Raw genomic sequence first — 17,108 nt, 5'->3', positions numbered from 1 at the left:
CATGACGCCGAACGGGAAGCGGGTTTGCTAAACTGGACGGTCTTCGACGCGCCGGCCGGCGCCTGACCCAACCTCCAGACACGGGGCATTCGACATGACGGAACGCGTGCACGTCGGCGGTTTGCAGATTGGCAAACCGCTGCATGAATTGATCCACACCGCACTGCCGGGCACGGGCGTGGACGCGGATGCGTTCTGGTCAGGTCTGGAGTCGATCATTAATGATCTTGCGCCGAAAAATCGGCAACTCCTGAAAAAGCGGGAGACGATGCAGGAACAGATCGACGCGTGGCATCGCGAGCGCGCCGGTCAGCCGCACGACGCCGCGGGGTACAAGGCATTCCTCCAGGAACTCGGTTACCTGCTGCCGGAACCGGCCGACGTGCGGGTCAGCACGTCCAACGTCGACCACGAAATCGCCGCCGTGCCCGGCCCCCAGCTGGTGGTGCCGATTTCCAATGCCCGCTTTTCGCTCAACGCGGCCAACGCGCGCTGGGGCAGCCTGTATGACGCGCTGTACGGGACCGATCTGATCGAGGACAAGCCGGGCCAGGAAAAGACCGCCAGCTACAACCCCGAACGCGGCGCCGTGGTAGTGGCCGAGGCGGACAAACTGCTGGACGAAATCTTCCCGCTGGACGGCGCCTCACACGCCGACGCCACCGCCTATGCCGTGGTCGACGGCGCGCTGTCCGTCACCACGGATGCCGCCACCTTCGGCCTGAAGAAAACCGCCCAGTTCGCCGGCTATCGCGGCGGCGCGGACGCGCCGGACGGCGTGCTACTGATGAACAACGGCCTGCACGCGGAAATCCAGATTGATCCGACCCATCCCGTCGGCGCAAACCATGCCGCCGGGGTCAAGGACGTGCTGATGGAATCGGCGGTCACCGCCATCCAGGATTGCGAGGACTCAGTGGCCGCGGTGGACGCCGTCGACAAGGCCGGCGTCTACGCCAACTGGCTGGGCCTGATGAAGGGCGACCTGGAAGAGTCCTTCGACAAGGGCGGCAAGACCACCACCCGCCGTCTGCACCCGGACCGCGAGTACACCGCCCCGGACGGCGCCGAGCTGCGACTGCCCGGCCGCAGCCTGATGCTGATCCGCAACGTCGGCCATCTGATGACGACGCCGGCAGTGCTGGACGCCGACGGCAACGAGGTACCCGAGGGCATTCTCGACGCCTACTGCACCAGCCTGATCGCCAAGCACGACCTGCTGGGCAACGGTCCGCACCGCAACAGCCGCGCGGGCAGCGTCTACATCGTCAAGCCCAAGATGCACGGTCCCGAGGAAGTGGCGTTCACGGTGGAGCTGTTCGGTCGTGTCGAGGACGCGCTGGGCATCGACCGCAACACTCTCAAGGTGGGCATCATGGACGAGGAGCGGCGCACCACGCTCAACCTCAAGGCCTGCATCAACGAGGCCCGCGAGCGCGTCATCTTCATCAACACGGGTTTTCTGGACCGCACCGGCGACGAAATCCACACCTCCATGGAAGCCGGCGCCATGGTGCGCAAGGGTGACATGAAGACCCAACCCTGGATCGCCGCCTACGAGGACTGGAACGTGGACGTCGGCCTGGCCTGCGGTCTGCGCGGCCGCGCCCAGATCGGCAAGGGCATGTGGCCCAAGCCCGACGTGATGAGCGAGATGATGGCCACCAAGCAGGGTCATCCGGACGCCGGCGCCAACTGCGCCTGGGTGCCCTCGCCCACCGCGGCCACGCTGCACGCCATCCACTACCACCGCCGTGACGTGCTGGCCCGCCAGGACGAGATCGCGAAGCAGGGCCGCCGCGCCAGCCTGGATGATCTGCTCACGATTCCGCTGGCCACCGACACCAGCTGGTCGTCCGAGGCCATCCAGGAAGAACTGGACAACAACGCCCAGGGCATTCTCGGCTACGTGGTGCGCTGGATCGACCAGGGCGTGGGCTGCTCCAAGGTGCCGGACGTCAACGACGTCGGCCTGATGGAGGACCGCGCCACCTGCCGGATTTCATCCCAGCACATCGCCAACTGGCTGCACCACGGCGTCACCGACACCCAGCAGGTGATCGAGACCCTCAAGCGCATGGCCAAAGTGGTGGACCGCCAGAACGAAGACGACCCCACCTACCGGGCCATGTCGGCGGACTTCGACAACTCGGTCGCCTTCAAGGCCGCCGCCGATCTGGTTTTCAAGGGCACCGAACAGCCCAGCGGCTATACCGAGCCGGTGCTGCATGCACGGCGGTTGGAGTTGAAGGCGAAGCTCGGCATCGGCTGAGGGCACTCACGCACGGCAAACGGAAAGCCCGGCTCCAGGCCGAGCTTTTTCGTGTCCGGTCGATAGGGTGGCCCCGCGGCGGCGGTTGGCGTTGTTGATGTTGCCGGGGCGTGCGAGCAAGCCATGTCCGACCGCTGCATGACCACAACATTCGGACCGGCATCCACCGCTCCGTCAAGCAGCGGTACGACTCGGACGGGGCGTGCCGACCACAGGATCTGGAAACGCTGCTGAACGGGCGCGGTTGGCCGGAGGCGATGGCCTGAGTCCGCTGACGAATCCTCGATCGACCGGCACAGCCATGGCCCGTGAGAGATTACCGTTTGAAGAGTCCTCGGCATGCCGACCGTTAAGCAGACAAAAATGGCCGACCGTCTGCGCGCCGATAACCAGCACCTGCAGTCGATTGCCTTCCGGGATTCACTTACCGGACTTACCAACCGGGCCCTTCTCGAGGACAGACTGACGCAAGAGATCCGCCACGCCGAACGCGGCGGCCGTATATTCGCGGTCCTGTTCATCGATCTGGACAGTTTCAAACCGGTTAATGACACCTACGGCCACCGAAGCGGCGACTTCATGCTCACGGTGCTCGCCGACCGCCTTGTCGGCGCGGTCCGCGGTACCGACACTGTCGCCCTGGTCGGCGGCGACGAGTTCGTGGTAATTCTCAGCGAGCTGGCCGACCCACGAGACGCTGCAGCCCTCTGCGAAAAAATCCGCGATACCATCGCGCAGCCTGTCGTGCTGCCGCAAGGGGAGGTCGCCGTTTCCTGCAGCATCGGGATCAGCCTTTATCCTGAACACGGTACGGATACCATTACCCTGCTCGAAAACGCCGATGCCGCGATGTACGCCGCCAAGGCGGACAACCGCTATGGCTACCGATTTTTCAAGCCGGACATGAAGAAGACGTAGGCAGGACACGCACCGCCTATCGCATGACTCGTGAGGCCTTGACGGCACCCGTACGACCAAACGGGCCGTCGATGGCCGATGCCGGGCGACAAAACCTCTGCCCGGGAAATTGACGCCCGCAACCACGCCGCCTTCCGGGACGGCAATCGCGTCACCGAAGGGCAGACCGTCGGCGTATTCAAGGCGCGCGAGGCGGGCCGTTGAGAAAATGCCGAGATGCGCTTCTTGACCTGCCGCCGGCGCAGGCGTAAGGCTTGAACTCCGCACGGGCAATGGCGCTGGTGCTGCCAGCGACGCGATCACGCCTAACCGGTGATGCGACCGGCAGTGGCCTGGTGGCACAAAAAAGCTCGCAGCCGCGCCGCGGGTCCCGCTACATACATTCGGAGGAGGCACTCATGACGATCGACGCACACTTTGCTGCCATCGAGGGAAACGGCCCGCATCACGTGCTGGTTCTTCACGGATGGGCATTGGACAGCGGCGTGTGGCTCGGCACCCGCGCAAAGAGCAACGTGACGGACTTCACTTGGGCGTACCTGGACTTTCCCGGCTATGGCGCCAGCCGGCCTTCCCAGCCGGCCGAGGGCGTCGACGGTATGGCGGCGTCGGCCCTGTCGGCTGTCGATGAGCTGGGGTGGACCTCGTTCTCCGTGGTCGGGCACTCGATGGGCGGTGTCACGGCCTTGAGAGTGGCGACCCTGCGCCCCGAAGCCATTTCCCGGGTGGTCGCACTCACGCCAGTGTCGCCCGGTGGCACGCCCCTGGACGAAGCCACATACGCCGCGTTCGCGAACGCGTGGGACGATCCGGGTGCGGCAATCCGCTCCAACCTGGCGCCCGGCATTGAGGCGGACGACCTGGACCGTTTGGTCGCCCGTAACCGCGCCACGATGGATCGTCCCACCTGGGAGGCCTATTTGAAGAACTGGACGTCGGCCGACTTCATGGGCGACCTCTCCAGGATCCAGTCGCCCGTCGCAATCCTCTATGGTGAGACCGATCCCTTCATCACGGCGGATTATCTCAAGCCCACGCTCGATCACCTGCCAGACGGCCGGCTGGTCAAGCTGCCCTCCGTCGGGCATTACCCCATGATCGAAGCCACTGCCGAAGCCCAGCAGGCGATTGAGAAGGCGCTGCGGGCCTGATGCCGCAACCCTCGTCGATCGTATCGACTTCGTGCATGTCGGCGGACTTCGACAACCCCGTCGCCTTCAAGGCCGCGGCCGACCTGGTGTTCAAGGGCGCCGAACAGCCCAGCGGCTACACCGAGCCAGTGCTGCATGCGCGGCGGTTGGAGCTGAAGGCGAAGCTGGGAGTCGGATAAACCGCCGGCTCGCCCGAAATATCCTGAAGCCCGGCGGCAAGGCCTGTCGACAACGGACTGCGAGCCCGGCCGGCCACGAGCGTCGGCCGGAGCCCCGCCAGCAGCATGCTGTCTTGCCCAGGCCCGGCAATTTCCGAATCCTCACGCGATGGCGGGTTACAGAACGCCGGGAGTTCTGATTCTGCCGACGTCTGCTGCCTGCTGATGTTCTTCGATATACGAAACAGCGCATAAGTTGAATTATGCGCTAAACCGTATATCATGCTTTATACGAAATAGCGTATAAAGCAGCAGGAGTCTGCCATGGACCAGGTCGCCCGGACCACCAAGCAAATCGGTGCCAGCATCCGTCGCCGGCGTCGCGCCCTGGGTCTGCGTCAGGGCGATGTCGGGGACAAAACCAATCTGCGGCAAGCCACCATCTCCGCGCTTGAAAACGGCGAATCCGGCACGCAGCTCCGCACGCTGGTCGATGTCATGGCCGCCCTGGACCTGGAATTGGTCGTCCGCGAGCGTTCCCGGGCCGCCGATATCGAAGACGTCTTTTGATGGCACGTCGTCGTTCGCGTTCCCCGCTGGCCGTGCATCTAAACGGCCGCCTGGTCGGCCATTTGCGGCGTCTGGCCAGCGGCGCCATCGATTTCCAGTACGCGGAATCCTGGCTGAACTGGGAGCACGCCCTGCCGGTTTCGGTCTCGCTGCCCCTGCGCGAGGACCGCTACACCGGCGACCCGGTGATCGCCGTATTCGACAACCTGTTGCCGGATGGCGACCCGATACGCCGGCGACTGGCCGAAAGCGCCAGGGCTGAAGGCCACGACGCCTTCAGCCTGCTGTCTGCCGTCGGGCGGGACTGCGTGGGCGCGCTCCAGTTCCTGCCACAGGATGAGGCGCCCGGCCCGGCAGGTGAGGTCGCGGGGCACCCGCTCAGCGATGCCGATATCGCGGACCGGCTACGCGGGCTCGCGAACATGCCGCTGGGCGTTAGCGATGACGACGCCTTCCGCATCTCCATCGCGGGCGCGCAGGAGAAGACGGCCCTGTTGTACCGGGATGGGCAGTGGTGCATCCCGCGTGGCAGCACAGCGACAACGCACATCCTCAAACCGCAGATGGGTGCGCTGCCCAATGGCCTGGACATGCGGCGCAGCGTCGAGAACGAACACCTATGCCTCAAGCTGACCGCCGCACTCGGCCTGCCCAGCGCCAACAGCGAGATCATCGATTTCGATGGAGAACGCGTGCTGTCAGTCGAGCGTTTCGACCGCCGCTGGACCCGGGATGGCCGCCTGCTGCGCCTGCCCCAGGAAGATTTCTGCCAGGCCCTTTCCGTGCCGCCAACGCTGAAATACGACGCGGATGGCGGCCCCGGCGCATCAGATATCCTCGGCGTGCTCAAGGGCAGCGACAATCCCGGCATCGATCAGCGCACGTTCCTCAAGGCGTTGATCGTGTTCTGGTTGCTAGGCGCCACGGACGGCCACGCCAAGAACTTCAGTATTGCGCTGCGGCCCGGTGCCCGCTTCAATCTCGCGCCGTTGTACGACGTGATGTCGCTACAGCCCACGGTGGACGCGGGCCAGGTACGCCGGCGCCAGTTCAAGACCGCCCTGGCCATGGGCCACAACCACCACTACGTCATCGAAGAAATCCGGCCACACCATTTCGCCCAGACCGCGAAAAGAAACGGCATACCGGGCGCAACCGTGGACGAGATCTGCGCCGAACTGACGGAAGCGGCCGAACCGGCGATCGAGCAAGTGCTTGCGTCCTTACCGAAGGATTTTCCAGAGCCGTTGGCCCAATCAATTGTCGGCGGGTTTCGCGAGCGTATTAGGGTGATGGAGCGGTCAATGGGTTCTACCCCGTTACTGCGGACACATCTGAAAAGGCTCACAATGGGCCTGTAAGGAGTGTTCATGACCAAGCGACGAAAATACAGCCCCGAGTTCAAGCGTGAAGCGGTGGAGCTGACCCGCCAGCCAGGCGTGAGCTGCCGGCAAGTAGCGCGGGAGATCGGGATCGACCCGAACATGCTCACCCGTTGGCGGCGCGAGGCGGATGCCGGCGCCAGCCAGGCCTTCAAGGGTAGCGGCACCCCGCGGGATCAGGAAGTGATGCGGCTCAAACGCGAGCTGGCCCGGGTGACCAAGGAACGGGATTTTTTGCGCGAAGCGGCAACGTACTTCGCCAGGGAGTCGTCCTGAGGTATCAGGCGATCCGACGTTGTCGCGATCACTATCCCGTGCGCCTGATGTGCCGCTGTCTGGGCGTCTCTCCGAGTGGGTATTACGACTGGCAGGCTCGGCCGGCCAGTACTCGCGAGCAGGCCAATCAGCGCTTGCTCAGACGTATCCGGGAGATTCATGAGGACAGCCGAGGCGTGATTGGCGCGCCTCGCATGCAGGAGGATCTCGTGCACGAAGGCGAAACCGTGAGCCTGAATCGCGTCGCCCGCCTGATGGCTCGTCACGGTCTCCAGGGCTGGCCTCGCAAAAAGGGCCGGGGTCGCGGCAAGCCGGGCATCCGGCCTGTGGGTATCGGCAATCATCTGCAAAGAGACTTCGCCGCCGCCGAGCCGGAGACCAAGTGGGTCACGGACATCACGGAAATCAAGACCGGCGAGGGCAAGCTATTTCTATGCGTGGTGCTGGATCTGTTCAGCCATGTGGTGCTGGGCTGGTCCATGCACCACCGCCAGGATCGCCGCATGGTGATGCGGGCGGTGGAGATGGCCATCTGGCAACGCCAGGGCGGCTGGTCGGTGATCTTGCATTCAGATCGCGGCAGCCAGTTTCTCAGCGGCGATTATCAGCGTCTGCTCAAGCAGCACACCCTGATCTGCTCGATGAGTGCGGTCGGCCACTGCGGGGATAACGCGCCCTGCGAGGGCTTTTTCGGAATACTTAAGCGCGAGCGCATCCAGCACGCGAGGTATCTGACACTGGATGCCGCCAGAGCGGATGTGTTCGACTACATCGAGCGATTCCACAACCCACGAATGCGACGCCGAGTCGCCAAGCAGGATCAGAAGCTTTTAGACGTTTCCAACCCGTCCGCGGAAACGGGGTAGAACCCCACGCCGAGCTCTGATTCGCAGGTTTCCATTCGGAATCTATTTTCGTATTGCAGAAGAAGCCATAGTCGTTGTCGCCATCATGCATGGCAGCCGTAGTCCTCGGCGCTGGAAAGAAAGAACATAACCCGTTGCTGAAGGCGGACGCCGGAGACGTCGGGGCGCTTCGCGGCGGGCGCTGGTGGCGGCGCCGCTTAGCAACCCGTTATACATCAGTATAAAGGCAGAGTCCTATATGTCAGAACAAGCATTTAGATTTTTTCTTTACGTTTCCGCAGCTTTTTTACTTTGGTCTTCGTAGTCGTTGTTATTCCACCACTCATGGTAAATCGAGACATTTTCGGTGCTTTCGCTGCGGGCTTCGTTAATCCTTACGCTAGTGGCTACTCGATCGATGTTCTCGTTTGTTGGGGAATTCTTGCTTTGTGGGTTTTATATGAAGCAAAACAACACTCTGTCAAAAATGGCTGGGTCTGCCTATTACTGGGTATCGTTCCAGGCTTGGCTGTAGGTTTTGCGCTATATCTTCTTATTCGGCAACGCCAAATCAAAGAACAACCGCGTAATATATAACTTCAGCGTTAGCCCTCACGTCAAACCTTGAAACTCCCCGACCCACTAAGAACATGGTCCCACGCATTCGGCCGGGGTGTTTTCCCGCACCAGATGTCGTGGGTTCTCGACCTTCCCGGCCGCGGGCTGATCATGTCCGCTCGCACGGTGGCCGGGCGTTTGCCCGTCAGGCCGGATGCGCAAGTGCTCGAGGTCGGCTCAGGGTCGGGCTATTACAGCGTGGAGGTAGCTCGGAGAATCCCGGACGGTACGTTGACGCTTCTCGACATCCAACCGGAAATGCTGGCGAAGTGTGCCGCGAAGTTGACGTCCGCTGGACTCGAGAATTTCACGACCAGGCAGGCTGACGGCAAGTCACTTCCCTTTGACGACGGGTCGTTCGACGCCCTCTTCCTGGTGACGGTATTCGGGGAAATCGCTGAGCGCGACGCGTTCCTGCGGGAAGCCGATCGTGTGTTGAGGCCAAATGGCCTGCTTTCCATCACGGAGCACCACCCCGACCCGGATTTCGAGCCTGCCCACGAGGTTGCGGAATGCCTCAAGGCACACGGTTTCGTACCCTTGCAGACATTGGGCTGGCGCTGGGCCTACACGCTCAATGCTTCCAAGCCTGGCGTCGGTGAAAGCCAGGTCGGGCATTAATGGCGATGGCTTCGAGGCGCTCTTCCACTTGATTCGTGATAACGGGTGCTTCCATTGCGCAGGCAAACAGCATGGTGAGCTTGAAAGATTCCGTAAGGCCGACGCGTACCGGGAACGTTCTTAAGACCATATTCGCCTGCGTTGTCGTCCTGGTACTGCTCGGCGTCGGCGCACTCATGTTCGCTGCCTGGTTTTTCGCGGATGCCGATTCGTCCGCCGACGGGCACACTGTTGCGTTCTTGATGGGCCTGGCTCTCTGGGGAATGGCCGCACTGGCCGTTTATCGATGGCGGCGTTCGTCGCGGGAATGGCCACGCGCGGTAGCGGAGCGCATCGGTGTGCCTGACTCACTGCAGCACCTGGACAATGCTCGCCCAGTGAGGAACACCCCGAATGCGCTGCGCGGAAATTCACCGCCGAAAAGCGCGATGATCGTTGCTGGCCGGTCGATCTGGTTCTCTCGGGTGACGATCCTGGTGATCCTGGCTATCGGAATGGGACTTCTGTATCTCGGTTCGAACATCGCAAGGACTTTTCCCCAATGGCATGTCTCGGGCAGTTATCTATTGCTGGGCTTCGGCGCCCTCCTGCTCGTCATTGGCTTAGTTGGTTTATGGCCGAGCAACTGGCGTAAGCGTTTTCTCGGCTTCATCGCTGTACGAGAGGGGATTTACGTTCACGGTCAGGGTGTCTACCCCGATGGCCACGAACGAGCCGCGCCGGAGACGCTTTGGCTGTTCGTGCCCTGGGCTAACGTCGTGGATGTGCGCAAGGGACTGGTCTTCAAGGGCGGCGGCCAGGGCGGCGCGCAGTGGTGGCCCTCGACCAAACTCAGCCTGCGTGTCACGCCGGATGAAGCCCGCGAATGGTTTCCCTATGCGGACGACGAGCCAAGCGACGATGGCATGAGCCGGGTCGTGTCAGTGGACTATTCTGACAGCGATCCTTCTCCCAGCGAGACGGTCCCACGGCTACAGAAGCTCTGGGCGCCGGAGTAGTCTGTTGTGCATGGTGTCGCGATTCGGGCTTCGGTCTGGTCTGCCACTAACGAACTGTTCTTCAGCCGGGGGGCCGGCTACAAGAGGAACCCAAGTCATGCACCAGATCTTGGTTTACGCGGACTCGCTGAGTTGGGGGATCATCCCGGACACTCGCAGGCGGTTCGGCTTCGAGCAGAGGTGGCCCGGCATCCTGGAGGGCCTGCTTTTGGATGCCGGGCTTTCCGTCCGGGTTATCGAGGATTGTCTGAACGGCCGCCGTACCGTCTGGGACGACCCGTACAAGCCGGGCCGCAACGGGCTCGAGGGTCTGGAACAGCGAATAGAGATCAATTCGCCTTTGTCGCTGGTGGTCATTCTCCTGGGTACCAATGATTTCCAGTCCATGCACAACCGTAATGCCTGGGAATCGGCACAGGGGCTGAAGGCGCTGGTCGCCGCGATTCGGCGCGCGCCGGTCGAACCGGGCATGCCGGTACCGCCCGTCATGCTGGTGGCCCCACCCGAAATCCGGAAGGCCATGGGAAATATCGCGCCGAAGTTTCAGGGCGCCGAGGACAAGGCGGTTGGACTAACCGCCGCAATAGAGGCTGTGGCCGAAGAATGCGGCTGCCGGTTTTTCGATGCCGGTTCGGCGACGGCGACCAGCCGGGTTGATGGGGTGCACCTAGACGAGGACCAGCATCAAACCCTGGGTGCCGCCCTGGCCGGGGCCATCCAGCCGTTGCTTTCCTGATCTGCCGTTACTGCTATCGATAATCGCGCGGTACGCTTATCAAACGCTGGCGCAAAGGAAACTGCCCGCGGCATATACTCGGGCAACTTTCGAATTCGTGGCAGGTCGTGTTGTAGCAATGACGGCGCAGCCTCCCTGGAACCATCGCATTAGGGTTCAAAGCTCATGTTCTTCACCCTGCTAATCGTCACCCTGCTCGTTTCCGCCGGCGTCGCCGCGGTGACGGTTTTTCTGTTCAACCGCCCCATCGGCGCGGTGCTGGCCCGGATCGTGTCCGCCGAGCTGTCATCGGCCTGGCATCGCTATATCAAGTTCGCGGCGTTCGTGGTGGGCATTTCGGGCGGGGTTCGGGTGCATCAGCTGGAGCGGTATATCAGCGCCCCGCATGAAGGCGCACAGATTCTGGAGCTCACGCCCGAGCGCTGGACGCTAGAGCTCTACCGCACCGTAATCGAGACGCTGCAGAGCATGGCCTGGCTGTTCCTGATCGTATTTTTGGTCGCCCTGATCGCGTACGTGATCGTGCGCGGTTTCGAGCTGCGTCGCCCGTCACGGGATGACAAGAGCAACGAGGCATGAAATGGCTGGTCGGAATGATGCTGGGTTTCGCCGTGATGCCAGCGCTATCGGCAGAGTGGACGGCGAACGCCGAAGTCGAGGCATTGTTCGACCGTGCCGGCGTGACCGGGACGTTTGTCCTGTATGAACCCGATGACGACAGTCTGGTCGGCCACAACGAGCCCCGCGCCCGGACCCGCTTCGTGCCGGCCTCTACGTTCAAGATTCCGAACAGCCTGATCGGCCTTGCCACAGGCGCGGTGGCGAGCGTGGATACCGTGCTGCCCTACGGCGGCCAGCCGCAGCCCTACCCGGCCTGGGAACGGGACATGGGGCTGCGCGATGCCATCGCGATATCCAATGTGCCGATCTATCAGGCACTGGCCCGGCGGATCGGGCTGGAACGGATGCAGGCCTGGGTGGCGAAACTCGGCTTCGGGAACGAGGACATCGGCACCGTGGTGGACCGTTTCTGGCTGGACGGCCCGCTGGCGATCAGCGCCGTGGAGCAGACGAAGTTCCTGGCACGGCTGGCCGGGAGCGATTTGCCGGTATCCGAAGAGATTCAGGCAAGCGTGCGGGAGATCGTCCTGCTGGACGAGGGCGACGACTGGCGGCTTTACGGCAAGACCGGCTGGGAGAACGCGCCGGACCCCGGCGTGGGCTGGTGGGTCGGCTGGGTGGAAAAGGATGACCGCGTTTACGCCTTTGCCCTGAACATGGCCATGCAGGCAGATACCGACCCTGATGTACGCATCGAGCTTGGACGAGCATGCCTCGAGGCGCTGGGCGTGCTCTCGCCATGAATGACACGCGGTTACGCGATGACCTGGCCGCAGAACGCACCCGCCTCGCCAACGAGCGGACGCTGCTGGCTTATATCCGCACGGCGCTTGCGCTGGCCGGCGCGGGGGCCATCCTGCTGCATTTCTTTCCCTACCATCCGTGGTTGTGGGCGCTGGCCGGGGTTCTGATCGGCACCGGTGGCGTGGTGACGATTGTCGGGGCCTACCGGTTCGTGACGGTTGGCCGGCGGATTCCCGGTTCGCGCGGCTGAGGCCTGATAATGACGACTGACACCATGCTGCCCTTGAAACACGTCGCGATGCTGCTGGTCACGCTCGCCCTGCTCGTCCCGTCATCCGCCATGGCGGCCGATCGGCTGGCGTCGGCGCCGACGACGCAGCTCGGCATGAACCAGGAAACCTGCGAGGACGCGTCAGCCGCCGCGTCGCGGCTGCAGGCCGAGTACGACGCCCTGCTCTCGCGTCATGCGGACGATCCCGAAGTTCAGGCGCGGATCCGGGAAGCGCGCGAGGCCTACGAGCAGTTCCGGCAGGCTCACCTGGCCGCTTATTCGGCAGCCGCGGAGGGCTCGGTGGCCCCGATGTGCCGCTGCTTGACCGCCACCGCGCTGGCCGAGGCGCAGCAGGGCATGGTGGCGGCGTCGCCGGAAGGCGATGTCTGCGGCTGGTAGCCTTCGGCACAGCGGCGCGACAACAGGTCGTCAGGCCGCGTCATCCGTCAGTCAACCAAGGAGGCCAGCATGTCCCAGCCCGTTTACGCCCTGAACCTGTTCAACGTCGCTGATCGCGATGAATACATGGCCTATTCCCGGCGCTCGGCCAAGGAAGTGGCGGCGCACGGCGGCCGGGTGGTGGCGCTGGGCAAGTTCCGGGAGTCCGCCGCCGGGGAGATCGAGCCGCGCAACGTGATGATCGTGGTGGAATGGGAATCGCGCGAGGCCTTTGAAAGCTACTGCAATGACCCGGCCCTGGCCGATCTGCATCCGCACCGCGAGAACGGCACGGACGGCTACGTGTGGCACCTGTTCGACAAGCTCGAGGACCTGCGTCCTATCCTCAAGTAGCGGTACTGTTCAACATGCCGCTCAACAATCGCCTGGCCGAAGCAACATGATCGGGCTGTACGTCGGCGGCTGATGATTGCCGGCGGCTTCGCCCTGATGCCCGGGCGTCTGCTGCACGGCTGGCTGTTCGGCGGCTGACACGAAAACGCCCCGCCGGACTGGTTTGTCCGACGGGGCGTGCCTTCCGGGCCGGGATGCCGCGGGTTTATTCCGTGGTGACGGTACCCAGATCCACCGGTTCTTCCTCAATGCCGTAGTTCACGTTGCGGCCCTGCCCGTCGCGAATGTCCGCGCCGCTCATGAAGACCTGGGTGCTGGCGGGCGTGGCGGCACCGGGGCCGGCACTGTTGCCGTTGCCATCGCCGCCACAGGCCGTCAGCACGACACTGCCGAAAAGAATCGCGCCGATCGCCTTCTGCCGACGCGTGAGGCCACCGCCCGCCGCCAGTAGCAGGAGCAGGCCGCCGCCGAGACCGGCACCCGCCATCGCGATCTGCTGGCCGTCGAGTACCACCGACACGCTCAGTTCCAGGCTCTCGCCGGGCTCGATCACGATCGGGGTTTCCGCCGCGCAGAGGTTGTTGGCGGTGATGTCATCGCCGCAGTCCAGCGTCTGGTCAGCCGCGGTCACCTCCATGCGGCGCAACAGGCCGGGCTCGGTGAGCTCGATGCTGACGCTCTGCAGGCGATGCGGTTCCATGCTGTTGTTGGTCAGCGCAAAGCGCCCGGCACCCAGCGTTTCGCCCGCCCCGCCGGCAATCTCCACGCGCTGGTTCGCCTGGGCGATACCGCCGGCATTGTTGTCGGTGGCGTCACAGGCGTTGCCCAGGCCGTCCGCGTCGTCGTCTTCCTGGCCGGCGTTGGGCGCAAACGGGCAGTTGTCGTTAGCGTCGGCCACGCCGTCGCCGTCCGGGTCATTGCCGTCCAGGCCGTCGCAGGCGTCGCCGCGGCCATCGCCGTCCTGGTCTGCCTGGTCGGGGTTCGGCGTGGCCGGGCAGTTATCGTTGGCGTTGCTCACGCCGTCGGCGTCGATGTCGTTGACATCGCTGCTGTCACAGGCATCGCCGGCGCCGTCCTGATCGCGGTCGTTCTGGTCCGGGTTGGGCGTGTACAGGCAGTTGTCCTGGCCGTTTTCCACGCCGTCGCCGTCGGTGTCGCGGTCGTTGATCGGGTCGCAGACGTCGCCGATGCCGTCCTCGTCCAGGTCCAGCTGATCGGGGTTGAAAGCGGCCGGGCAGTTGTCGCCACCATTGGGCACGTTGTCGCCGTCGGTGTCGTTATCGGTTACCGCGTCACAGGCATCGCCGATGCCGTCTTGATCGGCATCGGCCTGGTCCGGATTGGAATTTTCCGGACAGTTGTCCATGCCGTTCGGCACGCCGTCGAAATCGTTGTCCATGCCGTCGTCGCCGCCGAACAGATCACAGGCGTCACCCGCGCCGTCGCCGTCGGAGTCGGTCTGGGTGGGGTTGAACGTGGTCGGGCAGTTGTCGCCATCCGCCGTGTTGATGCCGTCGTTGTCCGGGTCCAGATTGTTGACGGTGTCGCAGGCGTTGCCGGCGCCGTCGTTGTCCACGTCGATCTGATCCGGGTTGGGTACGGTCGGGCAGTTGTCGTCGACGTTGTCCACGCCGTCGCCGTCCGTGTCATCGGCATTGAATGGCGTGCAGAGATCGCCCTGCCCGTCGTTGTTGCTGTCGGTCTGGTCCGGGTTGGGGGTATCCGGACAGTTGTCGTTGTCGTTGAGCACGCCGTCGTTGTCGCGGTCGTCCGGCGAGCCGTCCGGGGTCAGGCTCAGGTCGACGATGATGGGATCGTGATCCGACGAACGGAATGCGTTGACGTTGTACAGCGTGTCGATCTGCGATTCGCTGCGGATCTGGCGGCCGAAGCGCAGGATGTTGTAATCCAGCGCGTCGGCCTCGTCAGCATTGATGTGCCAGGCGTCGATACCCGTGACCTGGCTGACCAGGGTGTCGCTGGCCATCGCGTAGTCCAGGGTGCCGTACTGGCCGTCGAACACGTAGGAGTAGACGTCGGCCCCGATCAGGCTCTGCAGCAGGTCGCTATAGCCGGCCATTTGCAGCGTCCGGATGGGGTCTTCCATGGCGTAGGCGTTGAGGTCGCCGATGATCAGGCGGTCATCGTCGTCGCTGCCGGTGGGGTTGCCCGCCAGCCAGTCGGCTTCGATCTGCGCGGCCTGCGTGCGGGTGCCGTTGCAGTTGCCCTGGCCGTCGTCGGCATTGGTGTCGCCCACGTCGTCGCAGGCCGAGCCCTTGGACTTGAGATGGTTGACGGCCACCGTCACCACGCCGCCGCCGTCGATATCACGGAAGGTCTGTGCCAGCGCGGGACGGTTCTTGGATTCCCGATAATCCGGGTCCACCGAGTCATCCAGGATCGCCGCCGGGCCCACGGTGGCGGCAGTGTCGGTGCGGTAGATGAAGCCCACCGCGATTTCGTCGTCGCCGATCTGCGGCACCTGCGGATCGACGAAGTCGTAAGTCACGTCATCCGGCGTGACGGCATTCAGGCCGTTCACCAGATCGGCGATGGCGCTGTCCGGGCCGTAACCGTCGTTCTCGATCTCGATCAGGCCGACCACGTCGGCGTCCATGATGCGCAATGCTTCGATAATCTTGTCGCGCTGGCGGGTGAACTCCTCGGGCGTTTCAGCGCCGCGGGCCGTGGGGAAACCACCGCCCTGCCCGTCGCCGTTGAAGTAGTTCAGCACGTTGAAGCTGGCGATGCGGAAGCTGCCCGGGCTGGGCGTGGGATCGGGTGCCGGGTGATCCGAGCGCGGATTTTCGCTGACGAAGACGGGCGTCTGCGTCGGCTGGATCTTGTAGTTATCGAAGGTGTAGTCGTAAACGCCGGTCAGGCCGGTGACGGTATCGCCGCCGCGTAGCGGATTCTCGTCGGTGAGTTCACCGTTGGGGTAGATGATCGGGTCCGGGAAGGATTCACCGGAGGCGTCATCCAGGCGCACGCGGCGCAGGTCGTTGGCGGCCTGGCGATCGTTGGCCGGCATGCCCGGCATCACCATCTGGGTGGGATTGAACAGGCGGCCGCCGGACGCGAGCACGATCTCGCCGAAGTTATCCAGCTCGAAGTACTCGGAAACGCTCAGCGGCTCGCTGAAGGTGAGCAGCATGTGCTCCAGCGACTCGCGCTGGTTCGGGCTGGCGAAGGGCAGGTCCACCGCCAGCGGTGTAATCGGCGTGGCCGCACCGCAGACAATCACGTCGGTCACGCTGCTGATCTGGGTGGCGTTGAAGAATTCGTCCACATCGCCAGTCACCCGTACAAGGTCGCCCACGGCCACGGCAACGTCCGAGCCGCCCTGGAACACCTTGATGCCCTCGGAGGTGGCGTCGTCGCCGTCGCCGTCAGCTTCTTCTTCCTGCAGGAAGAAACTGTTGAGATCACCATCCTGGAAATCGGCGGTGACCACGGCTTCCACGGTGACGGTCGTGCCGTCCAGCGGCGAGCTGGCGCCGTCGCCCTGGATGGTGCTGATCAGGGTGGCATCGGCACCACAGGCCAGCGGATCGCCGCCGGGCTCGCCCATGCCGAAGGTCTGGCCCGGGTTGATGCTGCCGAAACTGGCTGTGGCCGGGTCCTGCCACGTGAAATCCGGATATTCCGTGCCGGTGCCGGTCAGGCGCAGGGACTGATTCGCGCCCGTGCTGCTGCCCTCGGCAACGCCGATGTCCTCACAGGTGAAGCCATCCGCCACGCCGCCGCTACCGGTGAAGTCGCCCTCGTAGCAGAGAAACTGAACCAGGTTGCCGCCATCATCGGCAAGGGCGATGCCGTCCGGCGCGCCGTTCTGCAGGCCGCTGAAGGGAAAAGCCAGTGCGCCGAAACCGCTCGCCTCATCGTCGATCGTGCCGCTGAGCGTGATGGAATCGTATTCGGTGCCGTTGCTACCCGTGTAGCCGACAACGGTCCAGCCGGACAGATCGGTTCCGGCCGGTCCGGCAATCTCGACCCCCTCATTCACGTCGCCACCATCGTTGTCGTAGTGAATCTCGTTGATGAAAACCGTCTGTGCGGTGGCGGTGGCGGACAGAAGCAGCGCGCCCAGCGCGCCGGTGATTGTCAGCAGGCGTCGAGATTCAGGCATGGCGTT

Annotated in this window: 17 protein-coding genes and 1 pseudogene; 17 read left to right on the top strand and 1 reads right to left on the bottom strand. The window is 63.8% G+C overall.

Going from position 1 to position 17,108, the window contains the following annotated elements; genetic code table 11:
* Positions 1-94 precede the first annotated feature (94 nt).
* The 17 genes and pseudogenes from RM531_RS01060 to RM531_RS00985 all read left to right on the top strand — a co-directional run bounded on the left by RM531_RS01060 (position 95) and on the right by RM531_RS00985 (position 12,973).
* Positions 95-2,272, top strand: coding sequence for a malate synthase G (locus tag RM531_RS01060; protein ID WP_311656627.1), 2,178 nt, complete (start codon positions 95-97; stop codon positions 2,270-2,272).
* A 363-nt stretch (positions 2,273-2,635) separates the two neighbouring features.
* Positions 2,636-3,190, top strand: a complete 555-nt coding sequence (locus RM531_RS01055) for a diguanylate cyclase domain-containing protein (protein ID WP_311656625.1) — start codon at positions 2,636-2,638, stop codon at positions 3,188-3,190.
* 78 nt (positions 3,191-3,268) lie between these two features.
* Complete coding sequence (locus tag RM531_RS01050) at positions 3,269-3,394, top strand: hypothetical protein (protein ID WP_311656623.1); 126 nt, start codon at positions 3,269-3,271, stop codon at positions 3,392-3,394.
* A 194-nt stretch (positions 3,395-3,588) separates the two neighbouring features.
* Positions 3,589-4,341, top strand: coding sequence for an alpha/beta fold hydrolase (locus RM531_RS01045; protein ID WP_311656622.1), 753 nt, complete (start codon positions 3,589-3,591; stop codon positions 4,339-4,341).
* Between the two features lie 35 nt (positions 4,342-4,376).
* Positions 4,377-4,520: pseudogene (locus tag RM531_RS01040) on the top strand (hypothetical protein); the annotation flags it as partial.
* Between the two features lie 303 nt (positions 4,521-4,823).
* Positions 4,824-5,069, top strand: a complete 246-nt coding sequence (locus RM531_RS01035) for a helix-turn-helix domain-containing protein (RefSeq protein WP_311656620.1) — start codon at positions 4,824-4,826, stop codon at positions 5,067-5,069.
* Positions 5,069-6,430: a type II toxin-antitoxin system HipA family toxin gene (locus tag RM531_RS01030; RefSeq protein ID WP_311656618.1), complete on the top strand. Its 1,362-nt coding sequence runs from the start codon at positions 5,069-5,071 to the stop codon at positions 6,428-6,430. Before RM531_RS01035 ends, RM531_RS01030 begins: the two co-directional genes overlap by 1 nt.
* 9 nt (positions 6,431-6,439) lie before the next feature.
* Positions 6,440-7,593, top strand: a protein-coding gene (locus RM531_RS01025; protein ID WP_432280491.1) for an IS3 family transposase whose coding sequence is annotated in 2 segments (ribosomal slippage) — positions 6,440-6,680 and positions 6,680-7,593 — 1,155 coding nt in all. Because the reading frame shifts where the segments join, the coding sequence is not laid out codon by codon here.
* 324 nt (positions 7,594-7,917) lie between these two features.
* Complete coding sequence (locus RM531_RS16045) at positions 7,918-8,169, top strand: DUF2834 domain-containing protein (RefSeq protein WP_349255373.1); 252 nt, start codon at positions 7,918-7,920, stop codon at positions 8,167-8,169.
* Positions 8,170-8,262: 93 nt separating this feature from the next.
* Complete coding sequence (locus RM531_RS01020) at positions 8,263-8,811, top strand: class I SAM-dependent methyltransferase (protein WP_311656615.1); 549 nt, start codon at positions 8,263-8,265, stop codon at positions 8,809-8,811.
* An 80-nt stretch (positions 8,812-8,891) separates the two neighbouring features.
* Complete coding sequence (locus RM531_RS01015; protein ID WP_311656614.1) at positions 8,892-9,809, top strand: hypothetical protein; 918 nt, start codon at positions 8,892-8,894, stop codon at positions 9,807-9,809.
* Between the two features lie 97 nt (positions 9,810-9,906).
* Positions 9,907-10,545: an SGNH/GDSL hydrolase family protein gene (locus RM531_RS01010; protein ID WP_311656612.1), complete on the top strand. Its 639-nt coding sequence runs from the start codon at positions 9,907-9,909 to the stop codon at positions 10,543-10,545.
* Positions 10,546-10,710: 165 nt separating this feature from the next.
* A complete protein-coding gene (locus tag RM531_RS01005; RefSeq protein ID WP_311656610.1) occupies positions 10,711-11,124 on the top strand; it encodes a hypothetical protein in 414 nt (137 codons plus the stop codon).
* The gene (gene blaOXA, locus RM531_RS01000) at positions 11,121-11,909 is read left to right on the top strand and encodes a class D beta-lactamase (RefSeq protein WP_311656609.1); all 789 of its coding nucleotides are present in this window, start codon (positions 11,121-11,123) and stop codon (positions 11,907-11,909) included. Before RM531_RS01005 ends, blaOXA begins: the two co-directional genes overlap by 4 nt.
* The gene (locus tag RM531_RS00995) at positions 11,906-12,160 is read left to right on the top strand and encodes a DUF202 domain-containing protein (protein ID WP_311656608.1); all 255 of its coding nucleotides are present in this window, start codon (positions 11,906-11,908) and stop codon (positions 12,158-12,160) included. The genes blaOXA and RM531_RS00995 overlap by 4 nt, the downstream gene beginning before the upstream one ends.
* A 9-nt stretch (positions 12,161-12,169) precedes the next feature.
* Positions 12,170-12,580: a lysozyme inhibitor LprI family protein gene (locus tag RM531_RS00990; protein ID WP_311656607.1), complete on the top strand. Its 411-nt coding sequence runs from the start codon at positions 12,170-12,172 to the stop codon at positions 12,578-12,580.
* Positions 12,581-12,649: 69 nt separating this feature from the next.
* Complete coding sequence (locus RM531_RS00985; protein ID WP_311656606.1) at positions 12,650-12,973, top strand: DUF1330 domain-containing protein; 324 nt, start codon at positions 12,650-12,652, stop codon at positions 12,971-12,973.
* A 205-nt stretch (positions 12,974-13,178) separates the two neighbouring features.
* Here the strand turns inward: RM531_RS00985 and RM531_RS00980 are convergent, their stop codons facing one another.
* Entirely contained in the window at positions 13,179-17,102 is a 3,924-nt protein-coding gene (locus RM531_RS00980; protein WP_311656605.1) for an ExeM/NucH family extracellular endonuclease, read from the bottom strand.
* Positions 17,103-17,108: the final 6 nt, after the last annotated feature.

The sequence above is a fragment of the Spectribacter acetivorans genome (assembly GCF_031846305.1).
Lineage (GTDB): Bacteria > Pseudomonadota > Gammaproteobacteria > Nevskiales > Salinisphaeraceae > Spectribacter > Spectribacter acetivorans.
This window is presented reverse-complemented; position numbering and strand designations above follow the sequence as displayed.

What these genes read in the sequence shown, in the direction of transcription:
- RM531_RS01060 (WP_311656627.1), top strand. Translation starts at nt 95, where the DNA reads ATGACGGAACGCGTGCACGTCGGCGGTTTGCAGATTGGCAAACCGCTG.
- RM531_RS01055 (WP_311656625.1), top strand. Translation starts at nt 2,636, where the DNA reads ATGGCCGACCGTCTGCGCGCCGATAACCAGCACCTGCAGTCGATTGCC.
- RM531_RS01050 (WP_311656623.1), top strand. Translation starts at nt 3,269, where the DNA reads ATGCCGGGCGACAAAACCTCTGCCCGGGAAATTGACGCCCGCAACCAC.
- RM531_RS01045 (WP_311656622.1), top strand. Translation starts at nt 3,589, where the DNA reads ATGACGATCGACGCACACTTTGCTGCCATCGAGGGAAACGGCCCGCAT.
- RM531_RS01035 (WP_311656620.1), top strand. Translation starts at nt 4,824, where the DNA reads ATGGACCAGGTCGCCCGGACCACCAAGCAAATCGGTGCCAGCATCCGT.
- RM531_RS01030 (WP_311656618.1), top strand. Translation starts at nt 5,069, where the DNA reads ATGGCACGTCGTCGTTCGCGTTCCCCGCTGGCCGTGCATCTAAACGGC.
- RM531_RS16045 (WP_349255373.1), top strand. Translation starts at nt 7,918, where the DNA reads ATGGTAAATCGAGACATTTTCGGTGCTTTCGCTGCGGGCTTCGTTAAT.
- RM531_RS01020 (WP_311656615.1), top strand. Translation starts at nt 8,263, where the DNA reads ATGTCGTGGGTTCTCGACCTTCCCGGCCGCGGGCTGATCATGTCCGCT.
- RM531_RS01010 (WP_311656612.1), top strand. Translation starts at nt 9,907, where the DNA reads ATGCACCAGATCTTGGTTTACGCGGACTCGCTGAGTTGGGGGATCATC.
- RM531_RS01005 (WP_311656610.1), top strand. Translation starts at nt 10,711, where the DNA reads ATGTTCTTCACCCTGCTAATCGTCACCCTGCTCGTTTCCGCCGGCGTC.
- blaOXA (WP_311656609.1), top strand. Translation starts at nt 11,121, where the DNA reads ATGAAATGGCTGGTCGGAATGATGCTGGGTTTCGCCGTGATGCCAGCG.
- RM531_RS00995 (WP_311656608.1), top strand. Translation starts at nt 11,906, where the DNA reads ATGAATGACACGCGGTTACGCGATGACCTGGCCGCAGAACGCACCCGC.
- RM531_RS00990 (WP_311656607.1), top strand. Translation starts at nt 12,170, where the DNA reads ATGACGACTGACACCATGCTGCCCTTGAAACACGTCGCGATGCTGCTG.
- RM531_RS00985 (WP_311656606.1), top strand. Translation starts at nt 12,650, where the DNA reads ATGTCCCAGCCCGTTTACGCCCTGAACCTGTTCAACGTCGCTGATCGC.
- RM531_RS00980 (WP_311656605.1), bottom strand. Translation starts at nt 17,102, where the DNA reads ATGCCTGAATCTCGACGCCTGCTGACAATCACCGGCGCGCTGGGCGCG.